The sequence below is a fragment of the Microbacterium sp. Leaf288 genome, assembly GCF_001422925.1.
GTDB lineage: Bacteria > Actinomycetota > Actinomycetes > Actinomycetales > Microbacteriaceae > Microbacterium.
Genome location: NZ_LMNI01000001.1, coordinates 805,381 through 825,033 on the forward strand (window position 1 = coordinate 805,381; position 19,653 = coordinate 825,033).

Here is a 19,653-nt window from a genome sequence, read left to right on the forward strand (position 1 = left end):
ATGACTCACCGAAAGGGATCGAAGATGATCAAGCTTCTGTCGCATCTGTCGTATGTGGCCATCACGTCGCCGGATGTCGAAGCATCCGTCGACTTCTACGTGAAGCAGGTCGGCCTCACCGTCGTCGACCGCGTCGACGGCGCCGTCTACCTCCGCTGCTGGGGCGACTACTACGCCTACTCGGTCGTGGTCGTGCCGGGCGACGAGCCGGGTCTCGTGACCGCCGCGTGGCGCACGTCGAGCCCCGAGGCGCTCGAGGAGGCCGCCAAGCGCGTCGAGGCCGCCGGCATCCAGGGCGAGTGGATCGACGTCCACAAGATCGGCCGTGCCTATCAGTTCACCGGCCCGTGGGGCCACACGCTGACCCTGCACTGGGACGTCACGCGCCACCACGACACCGAGGGCGACGCCGCGTCGATCTACCCCGACCGCCCGTCGCGCCGCAGCAAGGTCGCGGGCGCCCCGCGCCAGCTCGACCACGTCACGATCGCGACGAGCGACGTCGACGCCTTCGTCCAGTGGTACGTCGACGTGCTCGGCTTCCGCTTCATGGCGCGCACGCAGCTCGACGAGGCGCCGATCTCGGTGTTCTCGGTGCTCACGACGAACGAGAAGTCGCACGACCTCGGCGTCGTGCTCGATGGCTCGACCCGCGCCGGCCGCGTGAACCACTACGCCTTCTGGGTCGACACCCGCGAGGAGCTGCTCATCGCCGCCGACGTGCTCGGCGAGAACGGCTACCCGATCGAGTACGGCCCGTCGATCCACGGCATCGGCGAGCAGAACTTCCTCTACTACCGCGAGCCCTCGAGCCTGCGTATCGAGCTCAACACCGGCGGCTACCGCAACTACGTGCCCGACTGGGAGGCCAACACGTGGAAGCCGTCGCAGGGGTCGAACAACTTCTACCGCAACAGCGCCATGCCGATGTCGATGACGGAGTCCTTCCCGCCCGCCGACGGTCCGTCGGCGACGGAGGAGGGCGTTCCGGATGAGATCAAGGACGCCCTGCTGAACCCGTACGCCAAGCACGGCCAGGGCTGACAGGCTCGAGGGTGGGGATGCCGCGGAGGCGTCCCCACCCTCGCACCACGTTCCGAACCACGGATCTGGAGAGAACATGACGACGTCGTCACACGGACTGACCGCCCCTTTCGCCCTCGCGCGCTTCCGCGACGGCGATTCCGTGCGTCTCGGGCTCGTCGCCGGCGACCGCATCCGCGCGGTCTCGGATGACGAGCTCGGCGCCGCCGGCCTCAACGCCTTCCTGGCGCATCCCGATTGGGACCGCCTCCGCGCGCTCGCCGCAGAACAAGGGGGGTGGATGCCGCTGGCCGACGTCGTGCTCACCGCACCGGTCGAGCCCCGCCAAGTGGTGCAGGCGGGCGCGAACTATCGCGAGCACGTCATCGAGCTGGTCGTTGCCGGCCTCACGCAGGACCCCTCCCGCTCGCCCGAGGAGGCCCGCGAGTTCGCGGCCAAGATGATGGACGACCGCCGTGCGAACGGCGAGCCGTACTTCTTCCTCGGCCTGCCCACTGTCGTCGTCGGCGACGACGTGCCGCTCGTGCTGCCCGGCTACAGCGAGGTGCACGACTGGGAGCTGGAGCTCGCCGTCGTGATCGGCACCGAGGCGTTCCGCGTCTCCCGCGAGGACGCACTGAATCACGTCGCGGGCTACACGATCGTCAACGACGTCACGACGCGCGACCTCGTCTTCCGCAAGGACATGAAGGAGATCGGCACCGACTGGTTCCGCTCCAAGAACGCCCCCGGCTTCCTTCCGACCGGTCCCTTCCTGGTGCCGGCGCCCTTCGTGGCGGGGGAGGACCTCACGGTGCGACTCGATCTCAACGGCGACACGATGCAGAACGGATCGACGAGCGACCTCCTCTTCGACATCCCGGCGCTCATCTCCGCCGCGTCGCAGACGACGGCGCTGCTGCCCGGCGATCTGCTGCTCACCGGAAGCCCTCCCGGGAACGGCCAGCACTGGAAGAGGTTCCTGCGTGACGGCGACGTCATGACGGGATCCATCTCGGGCCTCGGCACGCAGGTGGTCCGCTGCCTCGCGGAAGGACCGGCGGTATGAGCGCGCCGAGCGAGAACCCCGCCGACCTCGACCGCAACGACCCCGAGGCCGAGATCGCCGCGCGCGCCGAGGCGTTCCGCAACTGGGGCCGCTGGGGTGAGGACGACGTGCTCGGCACGCTCAACTTCATCGATGCCGCCAAGCGGGTCGAGGCCGCCGCCCTCGTGCAGGACGGCGAGGTGATCTCGCTCGCGCAGGCGTTCGACACGAACGGCCCGCAGAAGGGGTGGCGCCGGCGCACCAATCCGGTGCACACGATGACCGACACCGGCACCGACGCCGAGCGCGGCAACCAGGGCTTCCCGCACGGCATCGGCGGCGCCGACGACGTGATCGCGATGCCGCTGCAGTGCTCCACCCAGTGGGACGGGCTCGGGCACATCTTCGACCACGGCAACGCCTGGAACGGCCGGCGTGCGGGCGACGTCGTCACGAGCGACGGCGACCTCGTCACGGGGATCGAGCACGCGGCATCCGTCATCGTCTCGCGGGGGGTGCTGATCGACGTGGGCCGCCATCTCGCGCCCGACACCGGCGAACTCGCCGACGGCTACGCGATCACCGTCGCCGACATCGAGGCGACCATCGCCGCGCAGGGCGCGTCGAGCCGCGTCGGCCGCGGCGACATCGTGCTGGTGCGCACCGGCCAGTACGCCCGCACGCGGCGCGACGGCTGGGGCGAGTACGCCGGCGGACCCGCGCCGGGGCTGTCGCTCACCACGGCAGGGTGGCTGCACCGCACCGAGATCGCCGCGATCGCCACCGACACGTGGGGCTTCGAGGTGCGGCCCAACGAGTTCGACGCACCCGCGTTCCAGCCGCTGCACCAGGTCGTGATCCCGAACATGGGACTCACGATCGGCGAGATGTGGAATCTCGACGCCCTCGCCGACGCGTGTGCGGCACGCGGGCGCTGGGACTTCCTGCTGTCGGCGGCGCCGCTGCCGATCACGGGGGCGGTCGGCTCGCCGATCAACCCCGTCGCGATTCTCTAATCCCCCCCGAAGACAAGAACAGAGAGGTTCTGACATGACCGCAGTGAACAAGGTCGCGATCGCCGGAAGCGGCGTCAGCGGACTCGCCGCCGCCATCCAGCTCGCCAAGGCCGGCGTCGAGGTCGACGTCTTCGAGGCGAAGCCCGAGCTCAGTGCGCTCGGGTCCGGCATCTCGCTGCAGGGCAATGCCCTGCGCGTGTTCGACGCGCTCGGCGCGTGGGACGACATCCGCGCCGCCGGCTACCCCTTCGAGGGACTCAACCTGCGCGCTCCCGGGCCGGGTGCGCCGATCGTCGCCGAGCTTCCCGACGTCAAGACCGGCGGACCCGACTACCCGGCGGCGATGGGGATGCCGCGGCCTGCACTCGCCCGCATCCTCCTCGACCACGCGCAGAAGGCGGGCGCGAACGTCCGCTTCGGAACCAAGGTCACGGGCCTCGAGCAGAGCGGCGACGGGGTCGAGGTCTTCGTCGACGGCGCCTCCGCCGGCTCGTACGACCTGCTGATCGGCGCCGACGGCCTGAACTCCGCCGTCCGCGGGCTCATCGGCATCGAGACCAAGCCCGAGCCGACCGGCATGGGCATCTGGCGCTCGTTCGTCTCGCGGCCCGCCGAGGTCGTCCGCAGCGAGCTGTACTACGGAGGCCCGGTCTACATCGCCGGCTACACCCCGACGGGCGACGACACGATGTACGCGTTCCTCGTCGAGAAGGCGCAGGACCGCTTCGACGTCTCCGACGAGGACGCCACCCGCGTCATGCTCGAGGAGTCCCGCGCCTACGACGGCCCCTGGAACTCGATCCGCGCCGACCTCGAGGGCGGTGCGCACGCGAACTACACGTGGTTCACGAAGCACATCGTCGAGGGGGCGTGGAACCGCGGCCGCGTCGTCCTCATCGGGGACGCCGCGCACTCTTGCCCTCCGACGATCGCGCAGGGCGCGGCGCAGGGCCTCGAGGACGCGCTGGTGCTCACCGAGCTGCTGGCCGGCCGCGATGCGGTCGACGCGGCGCTGTGGGACGAGTTCCACGCGCGTCGGCTGCCGCGGGCCACGGCCGTGGTGGAGGCATCCGTCCAGCTCGGCCAGTGGCAGCTGGACGGCGTCCGGGACGCGGACGTCGCGGGCCTCATGTTCGGCATCGCGCACCAGATGGCGGTTCCCGCATGACCGAGCTCATTTCGGTCAGCGGCGACCAGATGCCGGTTGTCGACGTCCACGCACACCTGCTGCTGCCGGCGCTGCACGCCGAGGTCGAGCGCCGCGCGCCTGAGGAAGTGGCCGCGGCCGCCGACCTCGAGCGCCGGCGCAACGGCGTCGAGAGCCTGCAGGCGTCGGGCGCCATGATCGGCGCCCGCATACCGAAGCTCACCGACGTGCACGCCCGGCTCGCCGCGATGGATGAGCAGGGGGTCGACCGGCAGTGGGTCAGCGTGTCGCCGAACCACTTCTACCCGTGGGCGAACGAGGGGTTGTCGGGCTGGATCGCGGGGGAGACGAACCGGCTCATCGCCGAGCACGTCGCCCAGGCGCCCGACCGCCTCGTCGGCCTCGGCGTCGTGCCCTTGCAGCACCCGGCGCACCTCGTCGAGTACCTCGACGACGCCGTGCTCGGCCGCGGTCTCGCGGGCGTCGAGATCTCGTCGTTCGCCGGTGATGTCGAGCTCTCGGACGAACGTCTCGAGCCGTTCTGGGCGCGCGCCGCCGAGCTCGGCTGCGTGATCTTCCTGCACCCGTTCGGCTGCAGCCTCGACGAGCGCCTCGACCGGTTCTACCTCTCCAACACGGTCGGGCAGCCGACCGAGAACGCCGTTGCTCTCTCGCACCTCATCTTCGCCGGAGTGCTCGACCGGCATCCGGGGCTCAAGATCGTCGTCGCGCACGGCGGGGGCTACCTGCCGTTCGCCATCGGGCGCTCTGACCGCGCGTGGCGCGTGCGCCCCGAGGCGCAGCGCTGCGCGCACGAACCGTCGAGCTACCTGAAGAAGCTGTGGTTCGACACCGTCGTCCACGACCCCATCGCCGTGCGCCACCTCGTCGAGGTCGCCGGGGGCTCGCGCGTCGTGCTCGGCAGCGACTTCCCGTTCGACATGGGGCTCGACGACCCGGTCGCCTTCGTGCGCTCGGCCGATCTTCCGGCCGAGATCACCGACCGCATCCTCGCCGGCAATGCCGCGGAGCTGCTGCGCACGAAGGTCTCCGCATGAGGATCGCCCGCTGGACCGACGGCGCCGGCATCGGCGAGGGGTTCGTCGTCGGCGATCGCGTCGTCCCGTTCCCCGACGGCCAGACGGTCGCCGACATCCTCGCCGGGGGAGTGGATGCTGCGCACGCAGCGTTCGGCCGGGTGAAGGGTGAGCCCGGCACAGCGCTCGCCGACGTGCGCCTGCTGGCGCCGGTGGTCCCGGCCTCCGTCCGTGATTTCGTCGCCTTCGAGGAGCACGTCGAGGGCGTGAGCGCGTCGGTCGACGGCAAGAGCGAGGTCGTGCCCGAGTGGTACCAGGCGCCGACGTTCTACTTCACGAACCCGCACACGATCCTCGGCCCGGACGAGCCCGTCGCCCCTCCGGTCACCGAACGGCTCGACTTCGAGCTGGAGGTCGCCGTCGTCGTCGGCAACGCGCCCGGGGTCGGCGCGGCGAACCTGACGGCGGGGGAGGCGGCCTCCCGCATCTTCGGGTACACGATCATGAACGACTGGTCGGCCCGCGACATCCAATCCCGCGAGATGAAGGTGCGACTGGGGCCGGCGAAGGGCAAGGACTTCGGCACCAGCCTCGGCCCGTGGATCGTGACGGCCGACGAGCTGGAGCAGTACGTCGACGCCGACGGCTTCCTCGCGATCCGCGCCGAGGTGCGCATCAACGGCGAGCTCGTCGGCGAGGACCTCGTGTCGAACATGGGCTGGCCGTTCCCCGAGCTCGTCGCGTACGCGTCGCGCAACTCCCGGGTCGTGCCGGGGGACGTGTTCGGCAGCGGCACGGTCGGAAACGGCGGATGCCTCGGCGAGCTGTGGGGCCGGGGCTCGACGATCCCGTCCCTGCGCGAGGGCGACGAGGTGCGCATGACCGTCGAGGGCATCGGCGAGCTCGTCGGGACCGTGGGCGCGGCAGCGGCGGCGCCGGCGTTGCCCGCTGCGCGCCCCCGCCCCCGCGCGAGGCGGCGCTTCTGATTCTTTAGTTGTTTTGCGACTAAAGAATGGCTAGAATCGACAGTGACGTCGGGGCCTACGGAGGCCCGTTCCCTGCGGCGAAGCCGCCCAGGGGCACACCCCGTCGCGTCGATCGCCCGGTCGTACGGGCCAGAACGCGTATGAGCATGTCACCGTGGAGGCTTCGCCTCCTGATCGTCTCCCTCCTGACGGTCGCGATCCTCGGAGCCCTCGACCACACGATCGTGTCGACGTCCCTCGCGACCGTCGCAGGAGAACTCGGAGCCCTCGCCCAGATGGGGTGGGTCGTCGTGGGCTACACGCTGGCGAGCACCGTGCTGCTGCCGGTCCTCGGAAAGCTGGGCGATGCGGTGGGGCCGCGCGCCGTGTTCCTGGTGTCGCTGGTGCTGTTCCTCGTCGCGTCGCTCGCGTGCGGCTTCGCGCAGGACATGCCGCAGCTCATCGGCGCGCGCGTCGTGCAGGGCATGAGCTCGGCGGGGCTGCACCTGATGTCGCAGACCATCGTCGCCCGCGTGACCACCCCCCGCGAGCGGCCGCGGTATCTCGCGCTGATCGGCGCCGCCTTCCCCGTCGCGATCCTCATCGGCCCTGTGCTCGGCGGCCTCATCACGGACTACTGGGGCTGGCAGTGGGTGTTCTGGATCAACATCCCGTTTGGCGTCGCCGCGCTCCTGCTCGCCCTCGTCGCCGTGCCCCGTCTGCCGGGCTTCGGCCGGCGTCGGTTCGATGTCGGCGGCTCCGTCTCGTTCGCGATCGCGATGGTCGCTCTGGTGCTCGCCGTGACGTGGGTCGGCGATCCCGTGCTGGCTGCAGCATCCGTCGTCGCCTTCGTCGTGGCGGGCATGGCGTTCGCCGCGTTCTTCCTCATCGAGCTGCGGGCGCCCGAACCCCTGGTTCCCCTGCGGCTCTTCGCCGACCGCACCATCGCGGTGGGCACGGTGCTGTCGGCCATCATCGGCATCGGGCTGTTCTCGATCACCGCGTATCTGCCGACGTACTTCCAGATGGCCTACCGCACGAGCGCGACGGTGTCGGGTCTCGTGCCGATCGCGACCGTGTTCGGCATGCTGGTGTCGAACCTCGCGACCGGGTGGCTCGTCAGCCGCACCGGGCACTACCGCGTCTACTGCATCGTGGGCACCGCGCTGAGCGCCGCCGGGCTGTTCGTCATGTCGGTCCTCCCGGTGGGCTTGCCGCTGTGGGTGCCGATGATCGTCATGGCCGTCGTCGGCGTCGGCACCGGCGCCTTCATGAGTCTCGTCATCGCGGTCGTGCAGAGCGCCGCGCCGCGTCGCGACACCGGCAGCATGACGGCCACCGTGAACCTCGTGCGCCAGGTCGGCTCGACCGTCGCGACCGCGATCATCGGCGGAGTCATCGGCTTCGGCGTCGCGGCACTGCTCCCATCGTCGCTCGATGCGGCGACGCTGACACCGCAGTTCGTGCACGACGCCTCCGCCGCGGTGCAGGGCCAGGTCGCCGGGATCTACAGCGGCATCTTCACTCCCGTGTTCGCGGCTCTCGCCGTCACCTACGCCGTCGGCGTCGTCGCCGCGGTGCTCCTTCCCGCCGGTCGCCTCTCGGACGAGTCCGAGCCCGCACCGGCACCCAGTTCCGAACCCCTCACCGCGTGACCAGAAGAGGTACCCCCATGTCTTCCACCCCCACCGTCGCTGTCGTCGGCTCCGGCCCGATCGGCTCCGCGTACGCCCGCGTCATCCTCGAGGCGAGCCCTGACGCCCGCGTCGTGATGTTCGAGGCCGGCCCGCAGCTCACCGCCGTTCCCGGTGAAAGCGTGCGCAACATCGCCGACCCCGACGAGAAGGCCCGTGCTCGCGAGATGTCGCAGGGGCCGCAGTCTGGCGCCTTCCGCGAGAGTCTGGGCATCCCCGCCGGTGTCGTCGTCGAGGGGATGTTCACGGCCCGGCAGGGGACGCACCTGCTCGACTTCGGCGGGCCGGGATCCGCGCACGCCGCCACCTTCCCCGCGGCGGCGGCCGCGACGAACGTCGGCGGCCAGGGCGCGCACTGGACCTGCGCGATACCGCGTCCGGCCTTCAGTGAGAAGGTCGACTTCATCGGCGACGCCGAGTGGGAGGACCTGATCTCGACGGCCGAGGGACTGCTGCACGCGCAGCAGGCGGCGTTCGCCGATTCGGCCATCGGAACGGCGATCCGCTCGCTCCTGAACGACGAGTTCGGCGCCGAGCTGCCCGCCGGCTACGGCGTGGGCACCCTGCCGGTCGCCGGAGATCCGCAGCCCGACGGCTCCATGGTGTGGGCCGGTGCGAACACGGTGCTGGGACCCCTCATCGAGGCCGGCACCCCCGAGTCGGCGCGGTTCGAGCTGCGCGACCTCACGCTGGTGCGGCGCATCGAGACCGAGGACGGCGTGGCCACCGGAGTCACGATCGAGGATCTCCGCACGAAAGAGGTCTCGTTCTTCCCGGCCGATGTCGTCGTCGTGGCCGCCGACGCGTTCCGCTCTCCGCAGCTGCTCTGGGTCAGCGGCATCCGTCCCCGCGCCCTCGGGCGCTACCTCACCGAGCACCACGTCGTCATCACGACGGTGGCCCTCGACGAGGAGCGCATGAGCGCGCGCATCACGGACGAGGAGTTCACGGCCGAGCTCGCCCGACGCGCCCAGAACGCGGCCGACCCGGTCGCGGCCGTCAACCGGATCCCGTTCTCCGAGCCGGGGCACCCCTTCTCGCTCCAGGTCATGTACGCCGAGAACCCGCCCTTCCAGCTCGACCCCTCGCACCCCGCCGCGGGGAACCGCTGGGGCTACGTGAACATGGGTTACGGCGTGCGCAAGCACCCGCGCGTCGAGGACGGCGTCACCTTCGACGACAGCGAGCTCGACTACCGCGGCTTTCCCAACATGACGATCGAGTACGCGCTGACGGATGCCGAGCAGCCCGAGCTCGACGAGGCCACCGCGCGCGTGCGTCGGGCCGGCGCCGCCCTCGGCGCCTTCGTCGCCGAGCCGCGGCTGCTGCCCAACGGCTCGAGCCTGCACTACATGGGCACCCTGCGGATGGGACCGTCCGACGACGGCACGTCGGTCGCGGATCCGTACTCGCGGGTCTGGGGCTACGACAACCTCGTCGTCGGCGGGAACGCCCTGATCCCGACGGCCAACACCATGAACCCGACGCTCATGAGCGTTGCGATCGCCGTCCGCGGTGCCCGCAAGCTCGTCGAGCAGCTGGATGCCGCGCGGGTCGAGCAGGTCGCCCGATGACCGGGGGAGATGCCGCACTTCGCGCAGGCAATCGCGCGGTGGTCGAGGCGTTCTTCACCTCGAACCTCGGCAATCCGGCCGAGCGGATCGCGCTGTGGCACCCGGACGGGGTGAAGGAGCTGCCGTTCGCGCCGTCCGAGCTGCCCAAGACGCGGTGGGAGGGCCGCGACGACATCGTCGCCAACACGCACGCGAACGCCGGCATGTTCGAGAACGTCGTCCACACCGACCTCGTGATCCACGACTGCGTCGACCCCGGGCTGTTCTTCGTGACGAGTCGGATGGTCGACGAGGCTCGGTTCCTCGGTGAGCCCTACCCGCAGTCGTTCGTGCACCTGATCCGCGTGCAGGACGGCGCGGTGATCCTGCAGCAGGAGTTCTTCGACTCGGAGATCCTCGCGGGCGCCGAGCGCGCAGCGCGGGCGAAGGGCCGCACGCCCCTCGGGTCGTGACGCGGGCGCTTGCCCTGCAGAACTCCACTGATCTGGTCGGTCAGCGGGTGAGGAACCGCTCCCTCGGCTGCCGCAGCCTCGAATCCGTGGAGTTCTGCGGGTGGGTCAGGACCCCGCGATGCGGTCGGCCATGAACTTGGCCCCGGCCGACGACGTCGCACCGCCGTCGACGGGGATCTCCGCTCCGGTGAGATACGACGCGGCGTCCGACAGCAGGAACGCGACCGCCTCAGCGACCTCGTCCGCCCGCCCGAGGCGGTCGAGCGGCGTCAGGGCGAGCTGCGCCGCGCGCATCGCCTCGGGCGCGTTCGCGGTCATCGGCGTCTCGATGAAGCCGGGGTGAACGACGTTGACACGGATGCCGCGCGCCCCGAGCTCCGTCGCCGCGACGTGGGTGAGACCGCGAAGCCCCCACTTCGACGTCGTGTACGCCACGGGGTAGTGCGCGTTGAGCGCGGCCGACGAGCCGATGTTGACGATCGACGAGCCGGTCCCCATCAGCGGCGCGAGCGCCTGGATGCCGAGCATCGGGCCTGTGAGGTTGACCGCGAGCACCCGGTCCCAGTCCGCACGATCGACCGTGCCGAGCCGGGCGCGATGGGTGATGCCGGCGTTGTTCACGAGGCCGCGGAGAGGTTCGCCGTCGAGGAGTTCCGTGAGGGACGCGGCGAACGCGGCCCAGTCGCGCTCGTCCGACACGTCGAGCCGCCGGTACTCGACGCCCGAAGTGGCGGCGGTGGCGGCACCCGTCACATCCGTGGCGATGACGCGCGCTCCCGCTTCCGCCAGCACGCGCGCCTCCGCCGCACCCTGGCCGCCTCCCGCCCCGGTCACGACGATCGTGCGTCCCTCGAGGCCCGGATACCTGGTCATGGACGCGACGCTAGACCACCGCCCGGCCGGCGGGAACCGGCATCCGCTGATGCTGCGCATCGGAATCGCCGAACCCGCGCCGGCGCCCGACGGCGGCACCCTCATCTCGGACTGAGGATCACGCCTCCGGGCGATATCGAGCCACCAGCTGCCGGTAGACATCCGCGCTCGGCTTCTCGGTGCGTGCGAAGGTCTCGGGATCCACCTCGTGCAGACCGAGCCTCGGGCCGTAGCCGAAGATCCACTCGAAGTTGTCCATGAGTGTCCAGTGGCAGTACCCGATCACGGGGACGCCGTCGGAGATCGCCTGAGCGAGGCCCTCGAGCGACGGCTCGATGAAGTCGGCACGGATGCTGTCATCCGGCGTGCTGACGCCGTGCTCGCTGACGAGCACCGGGACGCCGGCCACGGCGTAGGCGTATTCGACGGCGCCGCGCAGCGAGTCGGGGTCGACCGTCGTGCCCATGCCGTTGAGCACGGCGCCCTCCGGCGCGGGCAGCAGTCCCTCGGGTCCGTAGACCAGGCGCTCGTAGTTCTGCACGCCGACGAAGTCGTCGTCGGCGGCCAGTCGCAGCCAGTAGTCGTAGACCTCTGCCCGCTTGCGGTCGCGGACGGCTTCGCCGCCGGGGACGGCGACGTCGTCGCACATCGCGAGCGAGAGACCGACCGGCAGGTCGGCGCGACGCTCCTTGATGGCGGCCTTCGCCGCGGTGTGGGCCGCCGTTATGCCGGCGCGCATCCCGGCGAAGTCCTCACGGGTCATGACGTTGCCGGCCCGGTATCTCTCCACGCCGGCGGCTTCGGATGCGGCTGCCAGCGTCGCGCGTTCGAGGTCGGCCACGAAGGAGGGAAGGTCCGCCCACGTCAGCATCTCGGGCAGATCCGGCTCGTTGAAGGTCACACCGAGCTCGATGCGGTCGCCGAAGCGGTCCATCACGACGCCGCAGTAGCGGGCGAAGAGCTCCGGCGCCTCGGGGTCCAGCCACGCCCCGCGGCCCGCGAACCAGTGCGGCGACGTGAAGTGGTTGAACGTCACGATCGGCGCGAGGCCGCGGGCGCGGCATCCGTCCACGATCGCCTCGTAGTGATCGAGCGCCTCGGACGAGAACTCGCCTTCAACAGGTTCGACGCGGGCCCATTCGACCGAGAAGCGATAGGCGTTGAGCCCCAGGCCGGCGACGATGTCGAGGTCGGACTCCCACAGCTCCCAGCCGTTGGTCGCCTTGCCCGAGCGTGCCTGGAAGACGGTCGGCGTCACGTTCTCGAGGAACCACGTGTCGCTGGTGACGTTGTCGCCCTCGTTCTGATGGCCGGCGGTGGCGACTCCCCAGAGGAAGTCGGCGGGGAAGGATGCTGCGGGCATGAGTGGTCCTCTCTGAACTCTCGTTCATCATGCACGAATTATTCATTCTACGAAAGCTCATTTCATCAGATGCAGCGAGAGGAAGAACCATCGTTAGGCTGCGGCTAACGAATCCCAGCGGAATCCGAATGGCCAAACCGCCCGTGGATCGTCACTCTTGACCGAAAGATCGCATCCCGAATCGCGATCACGACACCGAAGTCCGCAGCAGCACACCGATCACAGGAGATCAGGATGTCCCGACTCATCACAGCACGCGGCGCCGCCGTCATTGCGGCCGTCGCCGTATCAGCCCTCGCACTGGCGGGCTGCAGCGGCGCAGGCGATCCCAGCCAGACCGGCGGTGCAGCCGACACGTCGAAGCTCGTCATCGGCCTCGACTCCGACCAGGCCGCGCTCGGGTACGACCCGGTCCGCTACGGCAGCGGCCAGCGCTTCTTCTTCGAGGGGATCTACGACTCGCTGTTCCTGCTCGACGAGGACGGCCAGGTGGTCCCCGATCTCGTCACGTCGTTCGAGTACAACGAGGACAACACGCAGCTCACGCTCGACCTCGACACCAGCGCGACCTTCGACGACGGCACGGCGCTGAGCGCCGAACTCGTGAAGGAGAACCTCGACGCGCGCGGCAACCCGGACCTCTCGGCCTACAACGGCTTCGCGACCGGCGGGCAGAACGAGATCTCGGAGGTCACGGTCGTCGACGACGACACCGTGACGCTCACCTTCGCGTCGGCGCAGCCCGGCTTCGAGGCGAACCTCGTGCTGCCCGCAGGGGCGATCGTCGGGCCGACGGGCGCCGCCGACCGCTCCACGCTCGACACGACGCCGGACGGCTCGGGACCCCTCACCGTCGACGAGGAAGCCACAGTGAAGGGCAACTCCTACCTGCTCGTCAAGAAGGAAGGCAGCGACGCGGCCGCGGACTATCCCTTCGACTCCTACGAGTTCCGCCCCGTCCTCGACCCGCAGGCTCGCGTCAACGCGGTGATCTCGGGCGAGGTCGACCTGGCCTACATCACGGCCGACACGCAGGCGCAGGTCGAGTCCGCGGGTGTCGGGCTCGTCGCCAACGGCGGAACCGTGCAGAACATCATCGCCTTCGACAAGACCGGTGCCCTCGGAGAGCAGTGGGCCGACCCGCGTGTGTACCAGGCGCTCTCGATGGCGATCGACCGCGAGGCGTTCGTCGAGGCGATCCACCCGGGCGAACTGCCGACGGCGAACGCGCTGCCCGCCGACAACCCGGGCTACCTGCCCGAGCTCGACGAGGAGTACGCCTACGACCCGGACGCCGCCAAGGAGCTCCTCGCCGAGGCGGGCTACCCGGACGGCTTCGACTTCACCTTCACCATCTCCTCCGCCAGCCAGCGCGACCTCGAGGCGCTGCAGCCCTACTGGGAGGCGATCGGGGTCAACATGACGCTGAAGAACGCCGCGTCGACCGAGGAGATCTTCGCCGTCGTGCAGACCGAGCCGCTCGGCGGGCCGATCCCGCTGACGTGGACCAACCCGCTCGGCAACGTCTTCGGGGTGCTGTTCGGCTTTGCGAACTTCCACGGCGCGGACAACCCCGAGATCAAGGCCGCCGCCGGCGCATACGGTGCGGCGACGGGCGACGAAGCGGCGCAGACCGCGGCCCTCAAGGACCTCAACCGCGCGATCGTCGACTCGGGATGGCTCATCCCGCTGTTCGAGCAGCTGGCGCCGTGGGCGTACAACGCGAAGAAGGTCGCCGAGCCGACGTTCCCGGGCGCCGAGGCCTTCCCGATCCTGGCCTCCATCCAGCCCGCATCCTGATCCGACGGCGGTGCCGGCGACCCGCGTCGTCGGCACCGCCCGTCAGGGAGAGTTCTGATGCTCATCTTCATCCTGAAGCGCGTCGCCTGGGGCATCGCGACACTGCTGATCGCATCGTGGATCGCGTTCATGCTCGTCCACCTCTCGGGCTCGACGCCCGGCGGCGTCGCCCTCGGGCAGTCGGCCACGCCCGAGCAGGTGGCGGCGTACAACGAGTCGATCGGCTGGTACGACCCCTGGATCCAGCAGTACCTCGCCTGGGTCGCGCAGGTGCTGCAGGGCAACCTCGGCACGTCCCTCATCGACGGGCGTCCCATCGGCCCCGACATCGCCAAGCGGCTCCCTGTGACCGCGGCGCTCGCCGTCTTCGGAACCCTTGTGGCCGCCCTCATCGGCATCGTCGTGGGCGTCATCGCGGCGGTGCGCCGCGGAGCGGTCGACAAGGCCATCACGGCGGCCTCCGGCATCCTGCTCTCCGTCCCGGCCTTCTGGGTCGGAGTCCTGCTCGTCTACGTCTTCGCCGTCCAGCTGCGGCTGCTCCCCGCGACCGGTTTCGTGCCGTTCGCGAGCGACCCGGCCGCGTGGGCGCGCTCCCTCGTGCTGCCCGTCCTCACGATCGCGATCACGTCGGCCGCCGGCATCGCCCGGCAGACGCGGGCCTCGATGTCGGAGTCGCTCGCGCAGGAGCACATCCGCACCCTCCGCGCCGTCGGAACCCCGACGAACCGCATCATCTACGTCCACGCGCTGCGCGGAGCAAGCCTCCCGATCCTCGCGAGCGTGGCCGTCATGTTCATCGTCCTGTTCAGCGGCTCGGTGGTCATCGAGGTGCTCTTCGCCCTGCCCGGCATCGGTCAGGCCATGCAGAGCGCCGTCGGCTCCGCCGACCTCCCGTTCGTGCAGGCGCTCGTGCTCGTCGCGACCCTCGTGGTCGTGATCGTGAACGTCGCGCTGGAACTCCTCAACCGGACCCTCGACCCGAAGCTGCGTGCCTCATGACCGTCTCGACGACCTCGATCGTCCGCCCCCGCCGCTCGGAGCGGAAGCTGCGCCTGCGCGTGCTGCGCTCGCCGGCCGCCGTCATCTCGATCATCTGGCTCGTCGGGCTCGTTCTCGCGTCGCTCACCTCGCCGCTGTGGCTGCGGTACGGCCCGCTCGAGCAGGACCTCTCCGTCGTGCTCCAGGGCCCCTCGCTCGCACACCTCCTCGGCACGGACGAGCTGGGCCGCGACATCCTCTCGCGTCTGGTGACCGCCGCCGCCCCGACGATCTTCATCGGACTCGTGGTGCCGATCGTCGCGGTGCTGGTCACGATCCCCATCACGCTCTGGGCGGCTCGGAGCCGGCGCGGTGAAGGGGCGATGAACCAGGTCAGCGAGATCGTCCTGTCGCTGCCCGGAACCGTCATCATCCTCGCCTTCATCGCGGCGGTCGGCACCAACATGCCGCTCGTCATGGCGGCGTTCGGGCTGCTGCTCTTCGGGGCGATGTACAAGATCTTCTTCGGCCAGGCGAAGTCGCTGCACACGCAGCTCTACGTCGAGGCGGCCGCGATCGACGGCGTGCGGCCGATGCGGGCGAGCATCCGCCATGTGCTGCCGAACATGTCGACGACCGTCATCGTGCAGTTCGTCCTGCTCTTCGGCGTCGGCATCGGGATGCAGGCCGCCCTCGCGTTCATCGGACTCGGACCTCAGCCGCCCGAGCCCACCTGGGGCGGCATGATCCAGACCGCGTCGCGCTTCATCTTCCAGCAGCCCTGGATGATGGTGCCGACCGGCGGCATCCTCGCGCTCACGCTCATCGCCGCCAACTCCCTCGCGGACGTGCTCGCAGGCGGCACCGCCGTTCCGCCCCCGCTCGTCGCCCTCCGTCGCCGCCTGCGACGCGCGCCCGCGACCGAGGTCGCCGCGTCCGCCGTCGCCGACGATCTCCCCGTCGTGGGGCTGGCGGACGATGCCGCCCCCGAATCCCTCGACATGATCGCGGATGCCTCGTACCCGGGGTCGAACGCCGACCCGCTGCGCGACGCGCAAGCGCAGGTCGACGTCATCGCCCTCGGCGCACTGCCCGCCGACGCGGTGTCGAGACCCACCTCCGGGCCGGCGTCGCCGGGCGCCTCGACGAGCCGCGAGCAGCTCGCGAACGACGATCACGGGCTGGTCGTCGAGGACCTCGTGATCGGTGTCGACGGCGGCCCCGCCCTCGTGACCGGCGTCTCGATGCGGGTCCGCCCGGGCACCGTCATGGGGCTCGTCGGCGAATCGGGGTGCGGCAAGAGCGTGACGTCCTACGCGCTGCTGGGTCTGCTCGCGCCGGGACTCTCGGTGCGCTCGGGTCGCATCGGCTGGCGGGGCGCCGATCTCGCGGGAGCCGCCGAGAAGACCCTCCAGAGGGTGCGCGGCCACGAGATCGCCTTCATCTCGCAGGAGCCGACGCGAGCGCTCGATCCCATGTTCACGGTCGGCGCGCAGCTCGCAGCCGCGATCCGGCGCCTGCGCGGCGTCGGACGGGCCGAGGCCAAGCGCATCGCCTCTCAGCTGCTCACCGACGTCGGCATCGTCGATCCGCCGCGCGTGCTGAAGAGCTATCCGCACCAGATATCGGGCGGCATGGCGCAGCGCGTCGCGATCGCCCTCGCCCTGAGCGGCACGCCGAGTCTGCTCGTCGCCGACGAGCCCACGACGGCGCTCGACGTCACGATCCAGGCCGAGATCCTGGCGCTGCTGCGCGGGCTCATCGCGGAACGCGGGATGTCGATCATCATCGTGACCCACGACCTCGGTGTCGTCGCCGACATCTGCGACGACGTGTCGGTCATGTACGCGGGCGAGATCGTCGAGACCGGCACCGTGCGCGACGTGCTGCTGCGGCCCGAGCACCCGTACACCATGGCACTGCTCGCGGCCGATCCGCACGCGATCCTCGATCTCGAAGGGACCGCGCGCCTCGCGTCGATCCCCGGTCAGGTGCCGCTGCCGGGTTCGTGGACGACCGGGTGCCGCTTCGCCGAGCGCTGCCGCTTCGCGCGCGACGAGTGCCTCGTGACGGTGCCGCTCGACCCGCGCGCCCAGGGCGAAGGCGGAGTCCGCTGCGTCCGGCGAGACGACGTGCAGGGTCGCCAGGACGAATGGCGGCTGCCCGTGACGACAGGAGCAGGACGATGAGTGCCCCAGACACGGTTTCCGTCGGCGCGCAGGGCACGGATGCGCCGCTGCTCGAGGTGCGCAACCTCGTCGTGCGCTACGGCAAGAAGGGACCGGCCGCGGTCGACGACGTCTCGTTCGCGATCGCCCGCGGTGAGACGCTCGGGCTCGTCGGCGAGTCCGGTTCGGGAAAGACGACGATCGGCCGGGCGATCCTCGGCCTGCAGCCGGTGAGCGACGGGCAGATCCTCTTCGAGGGGCGCGACATCACGCACGCCAGCGTCGCCGAACGTCGTGCGTTGCAGGGGGACCTTCGCGCGGTGTTCCAAGACCCGTTCTCGTCGCTCAACCCGCGCCGGGTGATCGGCGACGCCCTCACGGAGCCGCTCCGCGTCGCCGGTGTCGCCCGCGAGGAGCGGGAGCGCCGCGCGAATGAGGTCCTCGCGTCGGTGGGGCTTCCCGCCGGCTCGTACGACCGGTACCCGCGCCAGTTCTCCGGCGGGCAGCGGCAGCGGATCGCGATCGCGCGGGCACTCGTGACGGATCCGCGCCTGGTCGTGTGCGACGAGGCGGTGAGCGCGCTCGATCTGTCGACGCAGGCGCAGGTGCTGAACCTCCTCGCCGAGCTGCGTGCCGGCGCCGATCTCGGCTACCTCTTCATCGCCCACGACATGGCGGTCGTCGAGTTCCTCGCCCAGCGGGTCGTCGTGCTCTATCGCGGAAAGGTCATGGAGCAGGGAGCCACGGTCGACGTCATCCGCAGCCCGCAGAGCGAGTACACGCGTGTGCTCATGGCAGCCTCGCCCGTGCCGGATCCCGACGAGCAGGCCCGCCGCCGCGAGGTCTGGCAGAGGCTGCGGGCGCAGGCGAAGGCGGCGGTCGGCTGACCCGGCGGGTCAGTGGAGCGTCGCATCGACGAGCGGCGAGAGCTCCTGCGCCGTCTCGCGGAACGTCCTGACCATCGGGTTCGGCGAATCGCTGAGGCTGCACAGCACGATCGTGGCCGGCTCGATGTCGGAGATCGGCACGAACGCGAGCTCGTCGCGGCGGTACTGGCGTGAAGCGGACTGCCCCGCGATGTTCACCCCCGCCCCGGCTGCGACCAGCTCGAAGAGCCCGTCGACGCTGTCGGCCGTCGGGCCGCGGCGGGGTCGCGTCCCGTCCGGGCGGGGGTCGACGATCCACCAGTTCACGACCTCGGGAACCCCGCGGGCGACCGCCACGAACACCTCGTCGTTGGTCTCCACGATGGTGACCGACTCTCGTCCGGCGAGGGCGTGACCGGCGGGGACGACGAGCACCCGCGGCTCGCGCCACAGCGGCTCCACACGGATCCGAGGCGGCAGCACCATCGGCGACGGCGCGAACACGACATCGACCCGCCCGGCTTCGAGTTCCGAGGCCACGTCGAAGAAGCCGAGCCGCCGCATCTCGATCCGCGCCGTCGGGATCGCCTGCATCGTCGCGGCGATCGCGGCGGTGGTCAGCGCGCCCGCGCCTGCGGCGACGACGCCGACGCGCAGGAGCGGCGTGTGCTGATCGCGGCGCACCGACTGCGCCCAGGCGAGGAGCTGATCGTGGTCGTCCTGCACACGACGGGCGAGAGGCAGCAGGTCGCGCCCGTAGCCGGTGAGCTCGACTTTGCGAGGACTTCGATCGAACAGCTTGACGCCGAGCTGCTGCTCGAGGCGGCTGATCTGCTGGCTCAGCGACGGAGGGGTGATGCTGAGGCGCTCAGCGGCGCGACCGAAGTGCAGCTCCTCGGCGAGCACGCAGAAATACCGGATCACGTGGATGGGCACGTCCATGCTCGGATCTTAGCCTCAGGCTAACGCCGGGTAGGGATGTCGAACTTCCTCAGGGTGCGGAACCTCGTGAGACTTGAGGCATCTGGAACGGTCGATCGGAATGGCCCGATGTTCCCGTCTGCCTAACGGCACCACTGTCTTACATGGAGGTAAGCATGACCACTTTCGCCGCTGACGACCCCGACAAGGTCGCGTTCGCCGGAATCCTGCCCGCGGCCCCGAAGCCTTACGTGATCGGCAACGGGCAGGGTGAGAAGTCGCTCGTCTTCGACCAGCTCTTCGAGATCCTGGTCTCGGGAGACGAGACGGACGACCAGTACGGCGCGTGGACGATGAAGGCGCGTCAGGGGGACCGCATCCCCGCCCACACGCACCTCGAGACCCACGAGTTCTTCTACGTCGTCGACGGCGAGATCTCGGTGTGGATGGACGACCAGGCGGACTACCACAGCAAGACCACGCTCACCACGGGCGACTTCGCGTTCGTGCCGGCGAACATCGTCCATGCGTTCAAGATCGAGAACACCACGACGGTGTTCGGCGCCGGCACGGCGGGCTTCGAGCGGTTCTTCCACGCGATCGGCCAGAAGACCGACCTCGATGAGCCTCAGGGTGTGTACGTACCGGACTTCTCGATCATGCGCGCCGCGGGCGAGAAGTACGCCACGATCTTCATGCCCGAGTTCCGGTTCCGCGACTGACGCACC

The 19,653-nt window shown here is 70.2% G+C and carries 17 protein-coding genes; 14 read left to right on the top strand and 3 right to left on the bottom strand.

Going from position 1 to position 19,653, the window contains the following annotated elements; all coding sequences use genetic code 11:
* Positions 1–24: 24 nt before the first annotated feature.
* From ASF40_RS03440 to ASF40_RS03480, 9 genes are all read left to right on the top strand, one after another.
* Positions 25–1,044: a VOC family protein gene (locus tag ASF40_RS03440; RefSeq protein WP_045298584.1), complete on the top strand. Its 1,020-nt coding sequence runs from the start codon at positions 25–27 to the stop codon at positions 1,042–1,044.
* Positions 1,045–1,120: 76 nt separating this feature from the next.
* On the top strand, positions 1,121–2,092 hold the full coding sequence (locus ASF40_RS03445) for a fumarylacetoacetate hydrolase family protein (RefSeq protein ID WP_056366367.1): 972 nt from the start codon (positions 1,121–1,123) through the stop codon (positions 2,090–2,092).
* Positions 2,089–3,087 (top strand): cyclase family protein, encoded by a 999-nt coding sequence (locus tag ASF40_RS03450; RefSeq protein WP_056366370.1) that lies wholly within the window; start codon positions 2,089–2,091, stop codon positions 3,085–3,087. Before ASF40_RS03445 ends, ASF40_RS03450 begins: the two co-directional genes overlap by 4 nt.
* A gap of 34 nt (positions 3,088–3,121) precedes the next feature.
* Positions 3,122–4,255, top strand: a complete 1,134-nt coding sequence (locus ASF40_RS03455; protein ID WP_056366371.1) for an FAD-dependent monooxygenase — start codon at positions 3,122–3,124, stop codon at positions 4,253–4,255.
* Entirely contained in the window at positions 4,252–5,292 is a 1,041-nt protein-coding gene (locus ASF40_RS03460; RefSeq protein ID WP_056366374.1) for an amidohydrolase family protein, read from the top strand. Before ASF40_RS03455 ends, ASF40_RS03460 begins: the two co-directional genes overlap by 4 nt.
* Complete coding sequence (locus ASF40_RS03465) at positions 5,289–6,257, top strand: fumarylacetoacetate hydrolase family protein (RefSeq protein WP_056366377.1); 969 nt, start codon at positions 5,289–5,291, stop codon at positions 6,255–6,257. Before ASF40_RS03460 ends, ASF40_RS03465 begins: the two co-directional genes overlap by 4 nt.
* 140 nt (positions 6,258–6,397) lie before the next feature.
* Entirely contained in the window at positions 6,398–7,891 is a 1,494-nt protein-coding gene (locus ASF40_RS03470; RefSeq protein WP_056366380.1) for an MFS transporter, read from the top strand.
* A gap of 17 nt (positions 7,892–7,908) precedes the next feature.
* Positions 7,909–9,504, top strand: coding sequence for a GMC oxidoreductase (locus tag ASF40_RS03475; protein WP_056366384.1), 1,596 nt, complete (start codon positions 7,909–7,911; stop codon positions 9,502–9,504).
* The gene (locus ASF40_RS03480; protein WP_056366389.1) at positions 9,501–9,956 is read left to right on the top strand and encodes a nuclear transport factor 2 family protein; all 456 of its coding nucleotides are present in this window, start codon (positions 9,501–9,503) and stop codon (positions 9,954–9,956) included. Before ASF40_RS03475 ends, ASF40_RS03480 begins: the two co-directional genes overlap by 4 nt.
* Before the next feature lie 105 nt (positions 9,957–10,061).
* Here ASF40_RS03480 and ASF40_RS03485 read toward each other — a convergent pair whose 3' ends face one another.
* Positions 10,062–10,829 carry an SDR family NAD(P)-dependent oxidoreductase gene (locus tag ASF40_RS03485; RefSeq protein WP_056366392.1) on the bottom strand — a complete coding sequence of 256 codons (768 nt, stop codon included), beginning with the start codon at positions 10,827–10,829 and terminating at the stop codon, positions 10,062–10,064.
* A 118-nt stretch (positions 10,830–10,947) separates the two neighbouring features.
* Complete coding sequence (locus ASF40_RS03490; RefSeq protein ID WP_056366395.1) at positions 10,948–12,192, bottom strand: family 1 glycosylhydrolase; 1,245 nt, start codon at positions 12,190–12,192, stop codon at positions 10,948–10,950.
* Positions 12,193–12,426: 234 nt separating this feature from the next.
* On the opposite strand from ASF40_RS03490, the gene ASF40_RS03495 reads away from it, so the two are divergent.
* From ASF40_RS03495 to ASF40_RS03510, 4 genes are read left to right on the top strand one after another with little or no spacing between them, the layout of a single operon-like run.
* Positions 12,427–13,992 carry an ABC transporter substrate-binding protein gene (locus ASF40_RS03495; RefSeq protein ID WP_056366396.1) on the top strand — a complete coding sequence of 522 codons (1,566 nt, stop codon included), beginning with the start codon at positions 12,427–12,429 and terminating at the stop codon, positions 13,990–13,992.
* 57 nt (positions 13,993–14,049) lie between these two features.
* A complete protein-coding gene (locus tag ASF40_RS03500; RefSeq protein ID WP_056366399.1) occupies positions 14,050–14,991 on the top strand; it encodes an ABC transporter permease in 942 nt (313 codons plus the stop codon).
* Complete coding sequence (locus tag ASF40_RS03505; protein ID WP_056366400.1) at positions 14,988–17,159, top strand: dipeptide/oligopeptide/nickel ABC transporter permease/ATP-binding protein; 2,172 nt, start codon at positions 14,988–14,990, stop codon at positions 17,157–17,159. Before ASF40_RS03500 ends, ASF40_RS03505 begins: the two co-directional genes overlap by 4 nt.
* Positions 17,156–18,025, top strand: a complete 870-nt coding sequence (locus ASF40_RS03510; RefSeq protein ID WP_056366403.1) for an ATP-binding cassette domain-containing protein — start codon at positions 17,156–17,158, stop codon at positions 18,023–18,025. Before ASF40_RS03505 ends, ASF40_RS03510 begins: the two co-directional genes overlap by 4 nt.
* Positions 18,026–18,034: 9 nt before the next feature.
* On the opposite strand, the gene ASF40_RS03515 is transcribed toward ASF40_RS03510, so the two are convergent.
* Complete coding sequence (locus ASF40_RS03515; RefSeq protein WP_056366406.1) at positions 18,035–18,946, bottom strand: LysR family transcriptional regulator; 912 nt, start codon at positions 18,944–18,946, stop codon at positions 18,035–18,037.
* Positions 18,947–19,101: 155 nt separating this feature from the next.
* On the opposite strand from ASF40_RS03515, the gene ASF40_RS03520 reads away from it, so the two are divergent.
* Complete coding sequence (locus tag ASF40_RS03520; RefSeq protein WP_056366409.1) at positions 19,102–19,647, top strand: quercetin 2,3-dioxygenase; 546 nt, start codon at positions 19,102–19,104, stop codon at positions 19,645–19,647.
* Positions 19,648–19,653 lie beyond the last annotated feature (6 nt).

Bases quoted from the DNA above. Each gene is read 5' to 3' on its own strand.
- ASF40_RS03440 (WP_045298584.1), top strand. From the start codon at position 25: ATGATCAAGCTTCTGTCGCATCTGTCGTATGTGGCCATCACGTCGCCG.
- ASF40_RS03445 (WP_056366367.1), top strand. From the start codon at position 1,121: ATGACGACGTCGTCACACGGACTGACCGCCCCTTTCGCCCTCGCGCGC.
- ASF40_RS03450 (WP_056366370.1), top strand. From the start codon at position 2,089: ATGAGCGCGCCGAGCGAGAACCCCGCCGACCTCGACCGCAACGACCCC.
- ASF40_RS03455 (WP_056366371.1), top strand. From the start codon at position 3,122: ATGACCGCAGTGAACAAGGTCGCGATCGCCGGAAGCGGCGTCAGCGGA.
- ASF40_RS03460 (WP_056366374.1), top strand. From the start codon at position 4,252: ATGACCGAGCTCATTTCGGTCAGCGGCGACCAGATGCCGGTTGTCGAC.
- ASF40_RS03465 (WP_056366377.1), top strand. From the start codon at position 5,289: ATGAGGATCGCCCGCTGGACCGACGGCGCCGGCATCGGCGAGGGGTTC.
- ASF40_RS03470 (WP_056366380.1), top strand. From the start codon at position 6,398: ATGAGCATGTCACCGTGGAGGCTTCGCCTCCTGATCGTCTCCCTCCTG.
- ASF40_RS03475 (WP_056366384.1), top strand. From the start codon at position 7,909: ATGTCTTCCACCCCCACCGTCGCTGTCGTCGGCTCCGGCCCGATCGGC.
- ASF40_RS03480 (WP_056366389.1), top strand. From the start codon at position 9,501: ATGACCGGGGGAGATGCCGCACTTCGCGCAGGCAATCGCGCGGTGGTC.
- ASF40_RS03485 (WP_056366392.1), bottom strand. From the start codon at position 10,829: ATGACCAGGTATCCGGGCCTCGAGGGACGCACGATCGTCGTGACCGGG.
- ASF40_RS03490 (WP_056366395.1), bottom strand. From the start codon at position 12,192: ATGCCCGCAGCATCCTTCCCCGCCGACTTCCTCTGGGGAGTCGCCACC.
- ASF40_RS03495 (WP_056366396.1), top strand. From the start codon at position 12,427: ATGTCCCGACTCATCACAGCACGCGGCGCCGCCGTCATTGCGGCCGTC.
- ASF40_RS03500 (WP_056366399.1), top strand. From the start codon at position 14,050: ATGCTCATCTTCATCCTGAAGCGCGTCGCCTGGGGCATCGCGACACTG.
- ASF40_RS03505 (WP_056366400.1), top strand. From the start codon at position 14,988: ATGACCGTCTCGACGACCTCGATCGTCCGCCCCCGCCGCTCGGAGCGG.
- ASF40_RS03510 (WP_056366403.1), top strand. From the start codon at position 17,156: ATGAGTGCCCCAGACACGGTTTCCGTCGGCGCGCAGGGCACGGATGCG.
- ASF40_RS03515 (WP_056366406.1), bottom strand. From the start codon at position 18,946: ATGGACGTGCCCATCCACGTGATCCGGTATTTCTGCGTGCTCGCCGAG.
- ASF40_RS03520 (WP_056366409.1), top strand. From the start codon at position 19,102: ATGACCACTTTCGCCGCTGACGACCCCGACAAGGTCGCGTTCGCCGGA.